This is a genomic window from Psychrobacter pasteurii, assembly GCF_900162815.1.
Lineage (GTDB): Bacteria > Pseudomonadota > Gammaproteobacteria > Pseudomonadales > Moraxellaceae > Psychrobacter > Psychrobacter pasteurii.
Genome location: NZ_FUGD01000126.1, coordinates 1 through 17,383 on the forward strand (window position 1 = coordinate 1; position 17,383 = coordinate 17,383).

The window sequence follows — 17,383 nt, forward strand, 5'->3', positions numbered from 1 at the left end:
GCAGATAAAGTGTTAACCCATCACTGATGGGTTAAAAAAAGCGGTGAGTTCCACCGTGTTAGCCTGTGGAGACGATGTAAGACCTGAGTGTAATCACAATGGCAGACGTCTATGAAGCAGGAAGAAAACGCTAAAACTATGTGAGTAGGTTTAGGTAGGTTTTTCGGAACGGTTAAGTATCTTATAACAGGTTAAATACAGTACGGGTTAAATAATAGGATGAGTTAAATATAGAGTGCTGCCTCATTTCTTGTATCAGTGCTTACAAAGCTATGAATTAGTTTCAGAATTAAATTTGTTATACTTAAGGCTCGATCTAACTTAGCTAAGATTAGGGACATGTACGACAAGGCAGCGGTTGCCTCTGGTTTTTTATTTGAATTGGATTTTTATATATCCAACCAAAAGCCAAAGGGAGACGTGTCTTGATTTTTAAAGAGAATTGAACATGGCAAAGAAGACAAAAAAACCTTCAAATCAGATTGCGGCTAACAAAAAAGCGCGGCACGAGTATTTTATTGAAGAAACGTATGAAGCAGGTATAGAACTTCAGGGCTGGGAAGTAAAGGCGATTCGGGCTGGTAAGATGACCATCACCGAAGCCTATGTGGTCTTTCGCAATAACGAAGCCTTTTTATTCGGGGCTCATATCCAGCCGCTAATCTCAAGCTCAACTCATGTGGTACCCGACAGCATTCGTACCCGTAAGCTGCTTCTGCATCGCAAAGAGATTGATACCTTGTTTGGCGCAGTAAACCAAAAGGGCTATGCTTGTGTGCCATTAGAGGTGTATTGGAAGAACTCCTTGGTGAAGTGCAAAATTGGCTTGGCCAAAGGTAAAAAGCTACATGATAAGCGTAAGACGCTAAAAGATAGAGATTGGGAACGTGATCAACAGCGTGGCTTTAAGCAGCATTTGGATTAAAGTACAGCGTTCCTCATAGACATAAACCAAAAAGGCCACTCTAAAAATAGAGTGGCCTTTTTTATGAGCGAGCATTAAATGTGAAATATTAATGAACGCTCAAATCACTAGAAATTAACGCATGGTCACGAACTCTTCAGCACCGGTTGGGTGAATGGCGACTGTGTTGTCAAAGTCAGCTTTGGTAGCGCCCATCTTAATTGCAACCGCAAAGCCTTGAATCATTTCATCCACACCAAAACCAATACCGTGTAGACCGATGATTTTCTCTTCTTCACCTAAGCAGACCAGTTTCATGGTGCATTTTTGGCGGTGCTGGGTCACGGCACTGTACATTGGGGTAAAGGTAGAAGTGTAGCATTTAACATCTTCCTCACCGTATTGCTCAATGGCTTGCATCTCTGATAGACCCACGGTGCCAATTGGGGGATGGGTGAAGATGACAGTGGGAACCAAGTTGTAATCTAAGTGCTCATTTGGCTTGTTATTAAACAGGCGCTCAGACAAACGGCGACCGGCTGCCACGGCGACAGGCGTTAAGTCGATGCTGTTTTCGATAATATCGCCAACGGCATAGATGCCCTCAACATTGGTGTTTTGGAACTTATCGACTTTGACTTTGCCAATCGAGTTGGTTTCTACCCCAGTGACCTCTAAATTGATAACGTCAGTAGCAGGCTCGCGTCCTACCGCCCAAATTAAGCAGTCCACAGTTTGGCTTTGACCGTCTTCTAACTCAATAGTTAGGCTGCCGTCTTCATTTTTGACCACTTCTTTTAAGGTGCTGTGGGTATGTAGCTTGATACCCTCTTTATCCATCTCTTCAAGTAAGACGTTGACGATGCTGTGATCAAATGAGCGTAGAGGAGCGTGTTGGCGGACATATAAATCCACTTCTGAGCCTAAGCTGCGTAGTACGCCTGCGATTTCGACAGCAACATAACCTGCACCAACGACAGCAACGCGTTCTGGCAAATGCTCTAGAGCAAAGAAGCCATCCGAATCAATACCATACTCAGCGCCTTTGATATCTGGGAAGACAGGGCGACCGCCCGTAGCAATCAAGATATGATCGGCCGTGATATACTCGCCATTGACCTCAACGGTTTTTGCGTCCACAAATTTGGCAAAACCATTGATAACTTCGACGTTATTTTTGGCTAGATTATTCTCATAAGAGCGGTGGATATTGCCAATATACTTTTGGCGGGTCTCAACCAGCTTTTTAAAATCAAAACCTTTAACTTCAATATCGAAGCCGTAGTCTGGCGCATATTTGTGCATCGCCTCGGCAACTTGAGCCCCGTACCACATTACTTTTTTGGGTACGCAGCCTAAGTTCACACAGGTGCCGCCCAAGTGGTTGGCTTCAATAATGGCACATTTTTTGCCATACATAGCCGCACGGTTGATGGAAGCGATGCCGCCGCTACCGCCACCAATGGCGATATAGTCATAATGTCTACTCATAAGGAGTCCTTTTTTTATTTGTGATTACTAATGGGGTGCTATTGATTAGAATATAGGGGTAATTGTAAAGGTAATTGGCCTTAGTGTTTAGTCGAATTGCTTTTATTTAACCAAAACAATACCATTAGCGCCTAATCATTCTAGCGTCATCTTAACTTAATTAGGATAGCTGTTTTTTAAACAATAGGACGACGGCGATAAAACAGCAGCCCAGGAATGGAAATACCCAATACTAAGCCTGAAGTGATAAATAAAGCTTCAAATAGATAGATAAGCATCTGGCTAAACAGTGCATCAGAAAAACCAAAGTAGCCAATTTGAACCATACTTACCATGGCCTTATAAGCGGCAATACCGGGCATCATACAGATGACACTGGGTGAGATGAGTGCTTTGGGCGGCAGTGTGTATTTTTTGGAGAAATATACCCCCAAAAAACTGGCCAGCATGGCACCGCAGAAGCTAGCAATAGCAATATGAATATCATGATTGACCAGTGCCGTTTTCAGTCCAAATCCGCATGCTGTCATTAACAAGCACGGCAAGATATAGCGCTTGGGTACGGTGAACATCAATGTCCAGCCGAGGGTGATAATACAAGACAGTAGGATACTTTCTATAAATCCCATCTTAAAATCCCCAGTGCTTAATACTAAGTAGCAAAAGCGCCATCACAATCCCCACGCCGGCAGACAGGGTTAGCATGTAGGTGAATACCGCACGGCCAATGCCAATGTTAACGTAGCCCTTTAAGATGTCAGATAAAGAGTTAATCAGAGGAAAGCTAGGTACCAAAAGCAACACACTGGATGCCACGGCGATATCTGCATTATTACCAATATCAAAATAATAGGTCGTTGCCCCAATCACAGAAGCGATAAAAGCGGTAATAATCACTGTAATAAAGGGGTTAAAATACTGCTTTGATAAAAAGATGCGTGTCAGCATGGCGACCATACCTGCCACAAAAGTGACTGCCGTAATCGACCAACTGCCGCCATTTAAGAAAGCAAAGGCAGCGCAAGAACCACCGACAAACAGCGCAACCAGCCAGCTAGGGTAAACCGTTTTATCTAAGTCATTGAAAGCTTGGGTGGTGATATCGACCAGTTCATCGCTACAGACTGAGGCTTCGGTTTTATTAACAATCTGCTGAATTTGCACCAATAAATTGACATTAATACTTTGGTTTACTGTATCGCGAGTGGTGGTGATACAGCGCTCGTTATAGATAGTGGTGAGGGTTAAGGCATTAAAACCCAGTGCGCATTCGACGCTGTCCATACCTAAGGCCAGCCCTAAGCGTTTAGACAGGTCGACCACAACGGCAGACTCAGCCCCATATTGCATCAAGAGTAATCCGCAGCGCACACACAATCGGGTAATGAGCTGCTGCTTGGCGTAAGTAATAGAAGTCATGGGTAGTTATTATGGGTAATTATTGTAGGTACTCTAGGGTAGTAAAGAGTGGCAGAGGAGCACTGAAAGATGAAAATTAAAATCACCCTTCAAAAAGGGCTGCTCTAGATAAGTTGGAGAGCAAGCCCAGTTTAGGGGGTTAAAGCTGTTATCAGACTAATTTGTTGACCCTTTAGTCTATAACGCTCTTGGTCTTTTTGCCCCAAATTGATAGTGCAGTAACTAGAACAGCGCCTAAAACCATAAGTCCTAAAGTGACTAACCACTGAGCGCCAGCTGGATAATTCCAAGGGGCCACATTATGAATGGCTTCGCTATTTAAAGTGCCGAGAGCATCGACTTTCCATGGCCATACTTTCACCAAAGAGCCAGCGATAAAGCCGGTTAATAAGGCCAAAGTGCCTTGATAGTAACGCGATAACAACCACTTGAGCGCACGGGTGAATAGCAGCAAGCCTGTCACCATACCGGCCATGAGGGTGACGATAACCGTCAGATTGAAGTTATGAACCGCTTCAAGCGCTTTGTCATAAACGCCAAGCAGCAATAATATGAATGAGCCTGAAATGCCGGGCAATATCATGGCACAAATGGCAATGGCGCCCGCAAAGAAAATATACGGCAAGCTCGGTTCGGTTGTGACTAACGGCATACTGCTAATACCGACAGCTGACACGATACCGAAAATAAAGAGACCCGCGCGTGCGACGTTCCAGCGTTTAATCTCACTCAATAACAGCACTACTGTCGCGACAACCAAACCAAAGAAGAACGACCAGATTAATAATGGCTGATTGTCTAACAGATGCTTAATAATGCCGGCTAGCGTGGCAAAACTGGTCACGATACCTAGGAGTAACGCCAACAAGAAAGTCGCATCCACATGTCGCCAAATAGCTAGTAAACCTTTGATACCGCCTTGCTGACGATAGACAGTCCACAAACTTGGCCCAATGCTGCTGATGGCGTTTACTAAGCGCTCATAGATACCAGCAATAAGAGCAATGGTACCACCAGATACACCTGGCACAATGTCAGCCGCACCCATGGCCATGCCTTTGACATAAACGGCGGCTAGGTTTTTTGGGCTGTCTTTAGCGGTTAAGTCTGTATTGGATTGTACAGAAGGCGACGACTCTTGTTGTGAAGGTCGCGGTGAATTGGGTGCCGTCATCGACATTCCTTTCTAGATAGTGATTAAAGACGAGAGTATTTAAATGCGATAATAAAGGGTTGCGCTATTTAAGCAAGCCTGCATTTTACCGCATCTGTCTGCTTTAAGGTTTTGTTTATTGATGAAAAGTTTGTGCTTTATTTTAACGAAGTAGGTATATAAAACAAAAAGGCCATTCTCGGAAGAATGACCTTTGTTAACTCAAATCTATAGACTAATAAGCTATCTATGGCGTCAAAAGCTTAGTATTTAATCACAAACTCTTCGGTAGCGTTACGAACTTTGGCCATAGGTGCAATCCAGTCACGCTCAGGATCGGCCACACCCACATAGATTAGGGCGATACTCTTAAGGCCTTGTTTGTCCAGCTCTAATACTTCATCGACCAAGTCTGTGCTAAAGCCTTCCGCAGGGCAGCTGTCTACTCTTAATTCAGCGGCTTGAGCCAAAGCAAAGCCCATTGCAATGTAAGCTTGGCGAGCGATGTGCTCGAAGTTCTCTTGGGTGCTTTGGTTATTGAAAATCTCTTTTAGCTTATCGGTATAGCTGCTAAAGCGACCTTGTGGCAGACCACGCTTTTCGGTGGTCCTGTCGTATACTTCATCCACTTTTTGGTCGCTATAGTCTTTCCAGCCAGCGAAGATGAGCACGTGCGAGCACTCTCTCATACAATCAGGGTTTAATGCCCCCTCAACCAATTTGTCTTTAACCTCTTGGCTTTCTACGACCAACAGTCTAAATGGCTGTAGGCCTGAAGAAGTCGGTGCCAATCTGGCCGCTTCAATAATTTTATCGATGTTTTCTTGGCTAACTTTTTTGGTTGGATCAAATGCTTTTACCGCGTGACGCCAGTTAAAATCTTCTAGTAATGCCATGGTTGCCCTTATCTCTTGTTTGGTTTTGTGGTTGTTTTTTAAAATAAAGCGTGCTTGTTTTACACAAGTCATAGATGAGGATGGTGCTTATTTTTACAACGTTTTTGGGATATCTATTAACTAACTTTTACAATTTCATAGTGATTAATAATGACTATAGGCCCGCAACGCTAACTTTATTCAGGCATTTAAAACAACAAACAGATGATTAATCACTCAATATTATGGTCAATAGCTTCTACAAAAAATGATTCATATTAGCTATACTAAATTTAGCAGTTAATAAAACTGTATTTTTTGAGATGTTTTATATGAGTGTCTCGTGGTTTGAATTGATAAAAATAGGTTTGTGCTATGGACTGGTTTCTTGATGTAATTAAAAATAAATATGCGAAATTTGATGGTCGAGCAAGACGTAAAGAATATTGGATGTTCCAGCTATTCTACTATCTAATTATGGCAGTAGTATTTTTGGTTTTTGGTATGCTTACGGCCGTTACCGGAAGTGAGGTGTTCATGACTATTGCGCTAGGTATCTACTTCCTTTTTGTACTGGCTTTACTGCTTCCAATGTTGGCAGTTACCGTTAGACGATTGCATGACATCGGTAAAAGTGGCTGGTGGATATTGATTAGCTTTGTTCCTTATATCGGGCCTATTGTGCTATTGGTGTTTTGCTGTCTAGATAGTGAGTCAGGTGCCAATAAATATGGTCCAAATCCAAAAGGTGTTGGTGCTTAATATCTGATTCAACATTGCATTGGAGTTTGAATTCATATGCCAATCGGAATTTTAACCTTAATCTTTTCATTGCCTGGCTGTAGTTCGCTAAAAGAAAAGCGCATGCGTATGGGCGGATTGCATGAGCGCTTTGGACGCAATCCTGCGATAGCGGTGTGTGAAAGCGGTGAGCGCAATCGCCACGATGCCAGTGAGTGGACTTTTGTGGTGGTGGGATTGAGTAAGCGTGAAATTGAATCCGAGTTTAATCAAATTGAGGACAAGATTCAGCGTGTGGTTGAGGCGCGGATTATGGATGTTAGGCGAGAGTTTATTTAATCTCTATTGAAGGTCGCAAGTAAGCGCCACGCCAACCTACGAATCACCCTTCAAAAACTCAACCAAAGCTGGCACGTTTTCTCTAGCACTGCGCCCAGCACCGATAATAGTCGCTGAAGCAGGGCTAACCCAATCACCATAGCCGAATAGCCATAAGCGAGGCTCTTTTACCGATTGCCCCTGTTCGGTCAATACTTTGCCGTCCTCTTCAATCACATCTAATGGCGCTAAATGCTCAAGCTCAGGATTAAAGCCAGTACACCAAATAATGGCATCAACTGACTCCTCTGAGCCATCTGGCCAAACCACGCCTTGTTCAGTCAAACGTTCAAACATAGGCTGAGTTGTTAGCAGACCTTTATCTCGTGCTTCTTTAACCGGTGGCATCATGACGATATCGCCTTTGGGCGCTTCCTTCTCATTATCTTCATCTTGAGTATCGGCATTGCCATCGTTTTTGACACGCTTGGTGGCTCTTTCAAATAAGACGCGACCGTCAACCTCATCAGGCAAAAACTGTGGTGGCGTGCGTGTTACCCAACTGACATCGGCTACTTGCACCAACTCGGCAAAGATTTGCGCACCAGAGTTACCCGCACCGACAACTAAGACACGTTTGCCTTTATACGCATCTGGACCGGCATAATGCGCGGAGTGGGTCTGTTTACCTTGGAATGTCTGCCGTCCTTCAATCTCTGGAATATAAGGATTGCTCCATATACCGGTTGCACTGACGACTGCTCGAGCAAGCCAAGTAAATTTGCCATCGCTAACCCGTAAGCAGTTGTTCTCCTCATCTCGCTCTACGCTTTGTACCTCAAAGGGGCGATAGATAGGCAACTTATAATGCTTCTCATAGTTATCAAAATAGCTTAATACGTCTTCTAGATAGGGACTGCTATCGTCTTTAGCAGAGGTCATCATTCTGCCCGGTAGTGAGCTGACTGAGGCTGGCGAGAACAGGCGTAATGACGGCCAAAAATGTTGCCATGCGCCACCGCTTTTGGGTTGATTGTCTAAGGTAATAAAGTCGAGGGTTTGTTTTCTGCTGGCACGTCTTAGATAGTAGCCAACCGCTAATCCGGCTTGACCGCCACCGATGACGATGACGTCGAATATTTTAGTGGCTGGTTTTGAGGGCATGGTTTTTAACGGTTTTTTGATAATGGGATTAGATTAGATAATTAATTTATTCTAAAGTTTTCTTAAGATAGTAGTTAAAATCTTTGATTTTAGAATCAAATATATATACCCAAAAGCTCAAATTGAATAAGATTAGATGATTGAAAATGCAGAAGTAAAGTGCTTTAAGAAGCTTTAGGGATCCTTATTTTTATGCAACTCTACAAAGTTAATTGACGGAAGTATAATAGGTTTTATACCAGACTGAAGAGTTAAATTTGATATAAATGCACGGAGGTAAGGAAAGGATATAGCTGGAGCATTAACTACTGGGAAAGATGACGTTTTGAAATCTTCAGTCATTATTACATCCAGCTGAAAATCAAATCGTGCTTCAATCTCTAATGAGAATTCATCATCAGATAAATTGATTTTAAATAAGACATCGAAATTTTGATCGTCTATAAAGGTATTACCTACCTCTAAGTGCAAATCTCCCGAAGAAGTTGCACTAGTAAATGTATTAATATTTTCAGAAGTCATTTTAAGACTAGTGACTTGCCAATGTTTGAGCTGAATATTCATAATTAAGCTGCCAGCAATAGATTTCCAGTTTCAGTAACATCAATTGTGTTATTGAAATCATCATAACTTTGGCTTAGACAATTTACATTAATTCTCTTAAAACTAACGGTATAAGAGGTGTAATCAATAAAGTTATACTTAGAAATAGATATATCGTAAAGCTCATGGGCATCTATTTTATCAAAATAATTATCAATTCTATGTTTTACATCAGATAATTTCATCGGATTACTCCTGTTTTAACAATTGATTTATTAGTTAAAACTTTATTAGGATTATATACTGAACAGATAGTACAGTTACTAGTTCTTAAGTTGATTCTATGGATTCTTTCTTTTTCAAACTTAATATAGAAATTACCTTTGACAACTTCTAAAGGTAACACTCCTTCTCGCCTAGCTAAGTTTAGTAATAATCCATCGTGAAATTTTAGATTTTTATCAATAGTTTTTAGTTTTTGAATAAACTTTTCAGCTAAATATGTGAGAACTTCTATTCCATCCTCAACTGTCAAATCTAAAAATTCTTCTTCTTTTACTCGAATCTCAGACTGTATTATAGCGTAATTCTCATAATCGTAAGTTTTAGATTTGTTATTCCAAGCATGACATTTAGCCCAATTAAAGGCTAAGCTCTTAGTATCACTATTTAATCCTTTGACAAAAAAATAAACTCCATCCCCTAACCACTCGCCATCTCCTAGAGACAGTTTAAAATTAGAATTTAAAATTAACTCTGCAGAAGAGGAGTTAGTACCATGATGCCCTATTAATAAAACCATAGAATTAGAAAATACCGTTGAGTTTAATTTAACAAGACTGTTATATAACTAGTCAATGATACATTATATCTTAAATAATATATGACGTACTATTATAGTAAAAAATCCATTAATTTAATTTTTGATAAAGTGTTAGATTTCCCACAAAAAAGGCCATCCCACTTAGGACGGCCTTTTTCTAATTCAAAATAACATTAAGAGCTTACGACGCTTTATCAAGCATTGGCTTTAAGAACTGACCCGTGAACGATTCTTTGGTATTCGCAACCTCTTCTGGCGTACCTTCAGCAATAATCAAACCACCGTTTTTACCACCTTCAGGGCCTAAGTCCACAATCCAGTCCGCGGTCTTAATCACATCCAAGTTATGCTCAATCACCACGATGGTGTTGCCCTTATCACGTAAGGTATGCAGGATGTTGAGCAGCTTATAGATATCGTGGAAATGCAGACCAGTGGTCGGCTCATCCAAGATATACAGCGTCTGACCGGTATCACGCTTGGCAAGCTCACGTGCCAGCTTCACACGTTGTGCTTCACCGCCCGATAGCGTTGGTGCAGACTGACCCAAACGGATATAGCTTAAGCCCACATCCATCAGCGCTTGCAGGCGACGATGGATCGGCGGAATAGCTGAGAAGAACTCAGTCGCATCTTCTACCGTCATGTCGAGTACTTCAGCGATGCTCTTGCCTTTGTAATGAATCTCAAGCGTCTCACGGTTGTAGCGCTTACCATGACAACTGTCACACGGCACGTACATATCCGGTAAGAAGTGCATTTCGACTTTAATTAAGCCATCACCCTGACAAGTCTCACAGCGTCCGCCTTTCACGTTAAAGCTAAAACGACCGGCTTTATAACCGCGAGCTTTGGCTTCTTGCGTCTGTGAGAACAGGTCACGAATTGGCGTAAACACACCGGTATACGTCGCTGGGTTAGAGCGCGGTGTACGGCCAATCGGGCTTTGGTCAATATCGACCATTTTATCCAGATACTCAAGACCAGTAATGCTGTCGTATTTATCAGCGATAAGCGTTGATGCATTATTGAGCTGAGTAGCAGCAAGCGGCATCAAGGTACGGTTAATCAAGGTTGATTTACCCGAACCAGAAACACCTGTAATACAAGTAAAGGTACCGATTGGAATGGTTAAATCCACGTCTTGTAAGTTGTTGCCATTGGCGCCTTTAAGCTCAATTTGCATTGGCACAATCTTTTTGGCTTTTGGCTTGGCATTTTTCTCAGCTTTCGCTGCCGCCGCTGCTTTGGCCTTACCCATGGGCAGGATACTTGCCTTTTTGGGTGGATTGTTTAGGTCAATGGTTTTGGCTTTGTGACGCACTTTTGGAATAGCGATTTCTTTTTTACCTGATAGGTACTGACCAGTTAACGACTCTTCGACATCCATGATTTCTTGCATCGTACCTTGCGCAATTACATGACCACCATGCACGCCAGCACCAACACCGATATCAATCACATGGTCGGCTTGGCGAATCGCATCTTCATCATGCTCAACCACCAGTACGGTGTTACCCAAGTCACGTAGGCGAGTTAGGGTCTGAAGTAGACGGTCGTTGTCACGCTGATGCAGACCAATTGACGGCTCATCAAGCACGTACATTACGCCCATTAGACCGGCACCGATTTGGCTGGCCAGACGAATACGCTGCGCCTCACCGCCCGATAGTGTCTCGGCAGAGCGGGCAAGGTTTAGATAATCAAGACCGACGCTCACAAGGAAGTTTAAGCGCTCATTAATCTCTTTAAAGATTTTTTCGCTAATCTCACCTTTTGAGCCGCTCATTTGTAGGTCTTTATAGTAGTCGGCGGCATCACCAATCGACATCTGCACGATATCAGCAATGCCTTGACCGTCAACACGTACGTTACGCGCAATCTCGTTTAGACGTGCGCCATCACACACGTTACAGGTGGTATCGGCTAGGTATTTGGCAAGCTCGTCACGCACAAAGTTACTTTGCGTCTTCGCATAACGGCGCTCAAGATACGGCAACACACCTTCAAATGGGGTGGTCTTTTTGGTTTTACGACCACGCTCATCAGTAAAGTTAAATTCGATTTTCTCTTTACCTGAGCCATTTAAAATAATGTCGCGGTGCTCTTTATCAATCTCTTGCCATGGAATATCCATGTCGATGTTGTAGTGCTTAGCGACTGTGTTTAATAGGCCAAAGTAATACGCATGGCGTTTGTCCCAGCCATTAATCGCCCCTTGATTCAGCGACTTTTCAGGATTGGTCACCAGCTTCTCAGCAGAGAAATACTGACGTTTACCGAGGCCATCACAGGCAGGACAAGCGCCGTACGGGTTGTTAAAACTAAACAGACGAGGTTCTAGTTCTGATACCGCGCGATCACACACAGGGCAGGAGTGCTTGGCTGATAAAATTTGATCATCACTGTCTTGGTTTGAAGCATCAGGATTTGGGTTACCATCCATATAATGCAGGATAGCCAAGTCGCTACCTAAGCGCAGAGCAGTCTCTAAACTTTCGGCAACACGGTTACCTAAGTCATCACGGACTTTAAAACGGTCAACGACGACTTCAATCGTGTGCTTTTTATTCTTCTCAAGCGCAGGTAACTCGTCCATATCATAGACATGACCGTCAACACGGACGCGCACAAAGCCTTGACCGACCAATTGCTCAAGTAAGACCACGTGCTCGCCTTTACGGTCACGAATTACAGGCGCCAAAATCATCAGCTTAGTGCCTTCTGGTAGAGCCATGATTTCATCGACCATTTCAGTAATGGTCTGGGCGACCATTGGCTCATTATGCACCGGACAAAATGGCGTACCGACGCGCGCATACAGCAGACGCAGGTAGTCATAAATTTCGGTAATGGTACCTACTGTCGAGCGTGGGTTGTGGTTGGTGGATTTTTGCTCAATGGCAATAGCAGGTGACAGGCCTTCGATGCTATCGACTTCGGGCTTGTCCATCTGTGATAAGAACTGACGGGCATACGCTGATAAGCTTTCTACATAACGGCGCTGGCCTTCTGCGTATAAGGTATCAAAAGCCAGTGAAGACTTACCAGAGCCTGATAAACCAGTGATGACGACGAATTTATCACGAGGAATATCAATATCAATGTTTTTTAAGTTATGGGTGCGCGCGCCGCGAATCTTAATGTGTTCGTGTGCCATATAGAACCTTTTTTATTAAATTATTCAGCTATTAGGTCGATTCAGTTTAGAAGTTGGAAAGCAGTTAATTAGCTTGCTGTAGAAGGCAGATAAATAGCCAGCTTTGCCCTAAAGCATAACTGAGTTTATTGCTAAGTTAAATTAGAGGTGAGTTTAATATATGTATAAGTTGGTTAGCCTATTAATGGGTCTGATTTGGCAATAATTCAAGGGTAATAACCGATAATAAGTAAGCTGTGAGTGCAACCATACCGAAGACCATAAGGCGAGTTGAGTCATTAAAGATTTAGTCTTAGACCAACTGTTGACACGCCAAAAGCCATAGAAAAGGTCACAATAATTTTTTAGCTTGAGGTTACCGCCCATAGTTTTGGTTAATCCATTATAATGGCGCATTGAATTAGGTAAGACTCTAAAATAGATGTAGCGAATGTGGGAGCGATATGAATAGCATCGAGAAGCGAGCCATTGCCGGTGTGGGTGGTATCTTTGCACTGCGTATGATCGGCCTATTTATGATAGTGCCGGTCTTTTCGGTTTATGGTATTAACTATACGCATGCCACGCCATTTTTGATTGGTTTGGCAGTGGGTATTTATGGGCTCGGCCAGGCCATATTTCAAATTCCAATGAGCATGGCTGCGGATAAATTCCCACGCAAGCCTATGATATTTTTTGGGCTGCTGTTATTTGCGCTTGGGGGTATCGTCGCAGCCACTGCCACAGATATTTATCAAGTGATTATTGGCCGGGCGCTGGCAGGGAGTGGTGCTGTATCTGCGGTGCTTATGGCCTTATTGGCGGATGTAACGCGAGAACAAGTACGAACTAAAGCTATGGCCACTATGGGCTTAACCATTGCCACCTCGATTATGTTGTCCTTTGCTATCGGGCCTATGATGGTAGCGAGTCTAGGTATCTCTGGTCTATTTTGGTTGACCGCAGTATTTGCAGTACTGGCCATGGTGCTATTGCTGATTGTCCCCACGCCACTGCGCGTACTTAAGCACAACCTAGCCAATCAATCGATAGGTCAGCAGCTAAAAGAAGTGCTGCGAATTGGGGATTTAAACCGCTTACATGTCAGTATCTTTGCCCTACATTTAACCATGACCGCTATCTTTGTCATTGTGCCACATCAGTTGGCAGATATACTGGGTCTGTCGGTCAGACAGCAGGGCTTGGTATATTTGCCGTTATTGTTTGTCGGCTTTGCCATTGCCATTCCGTTTATTATTATTGCGGAAAAAAAGCGAAAAATGCGTCAAGTGTTTTTATCAGCCGTTGCCTTGATGGTGGTGGCGCTGCTTAGCTTGGCAGTGGGCAGTCAATTTAGCATTGGATTAATTGTAGGGTTGGGGCTGTATTTCATTGGTTTTAACTTATTAGAAGCCACCATTCCCTCTTGGATTTCTAAAAAAGCACCTGTTGCGAATAAAGCCACAGCGATGGGCATAAACTCATCGAGTCAGTTTTTGGGTGCGTTTTTTGGGGGTGCGCTAGGAGGGGTGCTATTGTCGCAAGGCACTCTTACTGCTTGGGCAATCTTGGGCGGCATTATGGCCGTGGCCCTGTTACTGACTTTCCCTATTTCACAACCCCCTTACTTAACCAGTACCACCATGGCCATTCCAAAACAGGCTGATATATCGGCTTGGTCACAGCAGGTTATGGAGACGGATGGGGTAGATGAAGTGGTGGTTATGCCAAAAGATGGCGTGGCTTATTTAAAGCTGGATAAACAAAAACTTACCGATAATTCACGACAATTACTGTCGCAACTAACCGAAACTAAGCTAGATATTTAATCAAAATTTCGGTACAGTGGCGACATGTGCTATAAAGTTAGTTATAGATAGCTTTTATTAATCATTAATTAATAAATTATTAAACAAATATATAAAAAGGAAGCCTTATGCGTGGTGTTAATAAAGTAATTATTGTTGGTCGATTAGGCAATGACCCTGAAAGTCGACAGTTTAGTAATGGTGGCAGTGTCACCAACATCTCAGTAGCTACTTCTGAACAGTGGACCGATAAACAAACAGGCGAAAAACGCGAAGCGACAGAGTGGCACCGTGTTTCCTTGTTTAACCGTCTGGGTGAAATTGCGGCTCAGTATTTGCGTAAAGGCAGCCAAGTGTATATTGAAGGCAGCCTGCGTACTCGCAAATGGCAAGACCAAAATGGTCAAGACCGTTATACCACTGAAATCCGTGCTGACCAAATGCAGATGTTAGGCGGTGGTTCAGATGTCGGCACTGGCTTTGCTACTGGTCAACAGCAACAACAGAACCAATGGGGCCAAGGCCAGCCAAATAACACTGGTGGTGCTGCACCAGGTGGATTTAGTGCCCAGAATCCAGGTGGCCAGCAAGGTTATGGCAACCAAGGGTTTCAACAAGGTGGTAATGCAGCACAAGGTGCAGGCAATAACCAAAATACTTTCGCACCTCAAACACCTGCTGCACCGCAGCCACAACAACCACAGCAGACTCCTGCATTTAATAACCAAACTACTATTCCAGCGAGTGGCATGACAGATACGCCAAAAGATGACGATATCCCGTTCTGATGTTTACCTAAGGCTATTTATTACAGTAATTACTCATGAAAACAAACCCCGCATTGCGGGGTTTGTTGTTTATGGCGCATCAGTTAAGTCTGTGTAATGGGCTATGTTCAAAACAAGAGGTTATGACTCAATTAAGCCCAAAGAGGCTAAGTCCTCATTAATCTGATCGACCACTTGTTGCACATCTTGTAGAGTCAACAAGGGATGCATGCAGCAGAATCTTAAGACCGTTTTGTTGTGCAGCATAGTCGTGTAGTAAATGGCATTGTTTCTTTGGGTCGACATTTCAGACAGCTTTTTATTAATCTGATTTAGCTCTTGCTCTGTGTGTTTGCCATCATTAAAACGGACGTTGACGATGCTTAACTGGGCTGGCGAGACAATTTCAAAGTATGGCTGTTTGCGAAATAAGTCTTCGAAGTGTTGTGCATTTTCAAAGCCTTTATCAATGGCATTTCGCATCTCTTTTAAGCCGACTCTTTGTAAGGTATACCACAGACGCATTCCTCTTGCTGGTGCGGTCAGCTCAATACCCATATCCCAAAAGTTAATGTTTGAATCGTCCGACTGAATGTCAGTTAAGTATTCAGGGTTTTCGCTGAACGTGCGAGACATGGCTTGACGGTCTTTACAGATAACGACCGCACAGCCATAGGTTTGAAACAGCCATTTATGACCATCCCAACTGATAGAATCACTGCGCTCTACGCCATCTAGCAAGTGACGGTGTGAGGATAAAATAGCACTTGCCCCATAGGCACCATCAATGTGCAGCCACATATCATGAGCCTCACTGATATCGGCCAGCTGATGTAAGGGGTCGATTGAGCCGGTATTGGTGGTCCCACAAGAGCCTACAATTAAAAAAGGAATAAAGCCATCCGCTTTGTCCTGCTCGATTTGTTTCTCTAGATCTTCTGCAATCATTTGGAACGCATCGTTGGTTTTTACTTTACGGATATTGGCTCTAGGGATGCCCATAATACGGATACCCTTAGCCACAGAAGAGTGGGTCTGATTGGAGACATACACCGTACCTTTGACTAACTCATCTTCCTTTAATTTCTCGTCTCGCGCCACAATAGAAGCGGTTAGGTTGGCCATTGAGCCACCGGAGACAAATAAGCCTCCTAGTTCCTTGACCGGATAGCCAATTTGCTCCCCCATCCAGTTCATCAATTTCTTTTCAGCGACCGCCATGCCTTCACTTAAAGTGTGACTGCCACCGTAAGGCGAGTAAAAAGAGTTGATGGCTTCCCCAACCACAGATATGGGGGAGAGTGCTAGGGGTATGAATGAAAAAAATCTAGGGTGGCTTTGTTTGGTACGATGCTGATAAACAAAGTCATTTAACTCATGCATGACCTCATCTGCTGATCTTGGGCCTTCTTGGAACGGTATATCCATGAGGGCTTGCCTTTTATCTTCAGGTAGTGGATTGACGATATCTGATTGAGCAGTATGAATTTGGTCTTCTACCATGAGAGGCATAAATTTGGTCAAAGTTGCTTTGGCTTCTTCCCAGTTAAATAGGGTGGTGTCATTATTGTTATCAGGGGTCATAATTATTGCCTTAAATTAAAAGAATGCCTTAAATTAAACGGATACCTTAAATAAACGAGCCGTCTTACCGACTTTGTTTGACTGTGAGTTGCTTATTTTTGAGGCGGCTTTTGTTATAAAAGCCTTTTTTAAGTGAATTTACACCCAGTACGGCCAGTACGGAATTACGGCAGTATTATAACCTAGCGTCTTTTTTGACTGGTGTTATGTGTTGTTATTTTATCACCGGTCGCCGTAAAGCCACCCACTTCAGGGCATAGGTATCTACACAAATTTACTAGCGGCATCAGCGAATTCACGCAGTTTGTCAGGGGGATAATGATTTACCATTTCGGTAAAATTAAGCCACTGGAACAATCCTGCCATCACAGCAGGTGCGGTTATTGGTTTGCTGCGTTTCATTTGCCGACCTGAGAGGCGCACTAAAAACAAAGCAAACTCTTGTGACTGTTTATCAGATGCTTGCATAATACGCCACACGAGCGTACAAGCCTGAGAGGCAATTAACAACCGCTTAAAATAAGCGTCTCCACTTTGCTGTAACCAGGACTCTAGCTGAAGTCCTGCACTTTTAAGCAATTTAAAATAAGATTCTATTTGCCAACGCCAATAATACCACTGACTAATATCTGCACCCTTGACGGACGTCTCTTG

General features: G+C 43.2%; 16 protein-coding genes and 1 pseudogene. 5 read left to right on the forward strand and 12 right to left on the reverse strand.

Annotated elements, in window-relative coordinates:
• Nucleotides 1–448 precede the first annotated feature (448 nt).
• Entirely contained in the window at nucleotides 449–925 is a 477-nt protein-coding gene (gene smpB / locus A1232T_RS11180; RefSeq protein ID WP_077449484.1) for an SsrA-binding protein SmpB, read from the forward strand.
• Between the two features lie 114 nt (nucleotides 926–1,039).
• Here smpB and gorA read toward each other — a convergent pair whose 3' ends face one another.
• The 5 genes from gorA to A1232T_RS11205 form a co-directional block, all read right to left on the reverse strand.
• Nucleotides 1,040–2,395 carry a glutathione-disulfide reductase gene (gene gorA, locus A1232T_RS11185; RefSeq protein WP_077449485.1) on the reverse strand — a complete coding sequence of 452 codons (1,356 nt, stop codon included), beginning with the start codon at nucleotides 2,393–2,395 and terminating at the stop codon, nucleotides 1,040–1,042.
• A gap of 176 nt (nucleotides 2,396–2,571) precedes the next feature.
• A complete protein-coding gene (locus A1232T_RS11190; RefSeq protein WP_077449486.1) occupies nucleotides 2,572–3,024 on the reverse strand; it encodes a threonine/serine exporter family protein in 453 nt (150 codons plus the stop codon).
• 1 nt (nucleotide 3,025) lies between these two features.
• On the reverse strand, nucleotides 3,026–3,814 hold the full coding sequence (locus tag A1232T_RS11195) for a threonine/serine exporter family protein (protein WP_077449487.1): 789 nt from the start codon (nucleotides 3,812–3,814) through the stop codon (nucleotides 3,026–3,028).
• 172 nt (nucleotides 3,815–3,986) lie between these two features.
• Nucleotides 3,987–4,988 carry a DUF368 domain-containing protein gene (locus A1232T_RS11200; RefSeq protein WP_077449488.1) on the reverse strand — a complete coding sequence of 334 codons (1,002 nt, stop codon included), beginning with the start codon at nucleotides 4,986–4,988 and terminating at the stop codon, nucleotides 3,987–3,989.
• A gap of 242 nt (nucleotides 4,989–5,230) precedes the next feature.
• Entirely contained in the window at nucleotides 5,231–5,935 is a 705-nt protein-coding gene (locus A1232T_RS11205) for an NAD(P)H-dependent oxidoreductase (protein ID WP_244152459.1), read from the reverse strand.
• 282 nt (nucleotides 5,936–6,217) lie between these two features.
• Here A1232T_RS11205 and A1232T_RS11210 point away from each other — a divergent pair, with 282 nt between their 5' ends.
• Together A1232T_RS11210 and A1232T_RS11215 are read left to right on the forward strand one after the other, a co-directional pair.
• Complete coding sequence (locus tag A1232T_RS11210; protein ID WP_077449489.1) at nucleotides 6,218–6,604, forward strand: DUF805 domain-containing protein; 387 nt, start codon at nucleotides 6,218–6,220, stop codon at nucleotides 6,602–6,604.
• Between the two features lie 36 nt (nucleotides 6,605–6,640).
• Nucleotides 6,641–6,922 carry a DUF503 domain-containing protein gene (locus A1232T_RS11215; protein WP_077449490.1) on the forward strand — a complete coding sequence of 94 codons (282 nt, stop codon included), beginning with the start codon at nucleotides 6,641–6,643 and terminating at the stop codon, nucleotides 6,920–6,922.
• A gap of 36 nt (nucleotides 6,923–6,958) precedes the next feature.
• Here the strand turns inward: A1232T_RS11215 and A1232T_RS11220 are convergent, their stop codons facing one another.
• From A1232T_RS11220 to uvrA, 5 genes are all read right to left on the reverse strand, one after another.
• A complete protein-coding gene (locus tag A1232T_RS11220; RefSeq protein WP_077449491.1) occupies nucleotides 6,959–8,065 on the reverse strand; it encodes an ArsO family NAD(P)H-dependent flavin-containing monooxygenase in 1,107 nt (368 codons plus the stop codon).
• A 174-nt stretch (nucleotides 8,066–8,239) separates the two neighbouring features.
• Entirely contained in the window at nucleotides 8,240–8,629 is a 390-nt protein-coding gene (locus tag A1232T_RS11225) for a protein-export chaperone SecB (protein WP_077449492.1), read from the reverse strand.
• A gap of 2 nt (nucleotides 8,630–8,631) precedes the next feature.
• Nucleotides 8,632–8,853, reverse strand: coding sequence for a hypothetical protein (locus A1232T_RS11230; protein ID WP_077449493.1), 222 nt, complete (start codon nucleotides 8,851–8,853; stop codon nucleotides 8,632–8,634).
• Nucleotides 8,850–9,410 (reverse strand): poly(ADP-ribose) polymerase family protein, encoded by a 561-nt coding sequence (locus tag A1232T_RS11235; protein ID WP_077449494.1) that lies wholly within the window; start codon nucleotides 9,408–9,410, stop codon nucleotides 8,850–8,852. The genes A1232T_RS11230 and A1232T_RS11235 overlap by 4 nt, the downstream gene beginning before the upstream one ends.
• A 202-nt stretch (nucleotides 9,411–9,612) precedes the next feature.
• Complete coding sequence (gene uvrA, locus A1232T_RS11240) at nucleotides 9,613–12,591, reverse strand: excinuclease ABC subunit UvrA (RefSeq protein WP_077449495.1); 2,979 nt, start codon at nucleotides 12,589–12,591, stop codon at nucleotides 9,613–9,615.
• 443 nt (nucleotides 12,592–13,034) lie between these two features.
• Here uvrA and A1232T_RS11245 point away from each other — a divergent pair, with 443 nt between their 5' ends.
• Both A1232T_RS11245 and ssb read left to right on the forward strand, forming a co-directional pair.
• Entirely contained in the window at nucleotides 13,035–14,399 is a 1,365-nt protein-coding gene (locus A1232T_RS11245; protein ID WP_077449496.1) for an MFS transporter, read from the forward strand.
• Nucleotides 14,400–14,506: 107 nt separating this feature from the next.
• Nucleotides 14,507–15,166, forward strand: a complete 660-nt coding sequence (gene ssb, locus A1232T_RS11250) for a single-stranded DNA-binding protein (protein WP_077449497.1) — start codon at nucleotides 14,507–14,509, stop codon at nucleotides 15,164–15,166.
• Nucleotides 15,167–15,286: 120 nt separating this feature from the next.
• Here ssb and A1232T_RS11255 read toward each other — a convergent pair whose 3' ends face one another.
• Together A1232T_RS11255 and A1232T_RS11260 are read right to left on the reverse strand one after the other, a co-directional pair.
• The gene (locus A1232T_RS11255) at nucleotides 15,287–16,729 is read right to left on the reverse strand and encodes a pyridoxal phosphate-dependent decarboxylase family protein (protein ID WP_077449498.1); all 1,443 of its coding nucleotides are present in this window, start codon (nucleotides 16,727–16,729) and stop codon (nucleotides 15,287–15,289) included.
• A 264-nt stretch (nucleotides 16,730–16,993) separates the two neighbouring features.
• A pseudogene (locus A1232T_RS11260) lies at nucleotides 16,994–17,383 on the reverse strand (transposase); the annotation flags it as partial.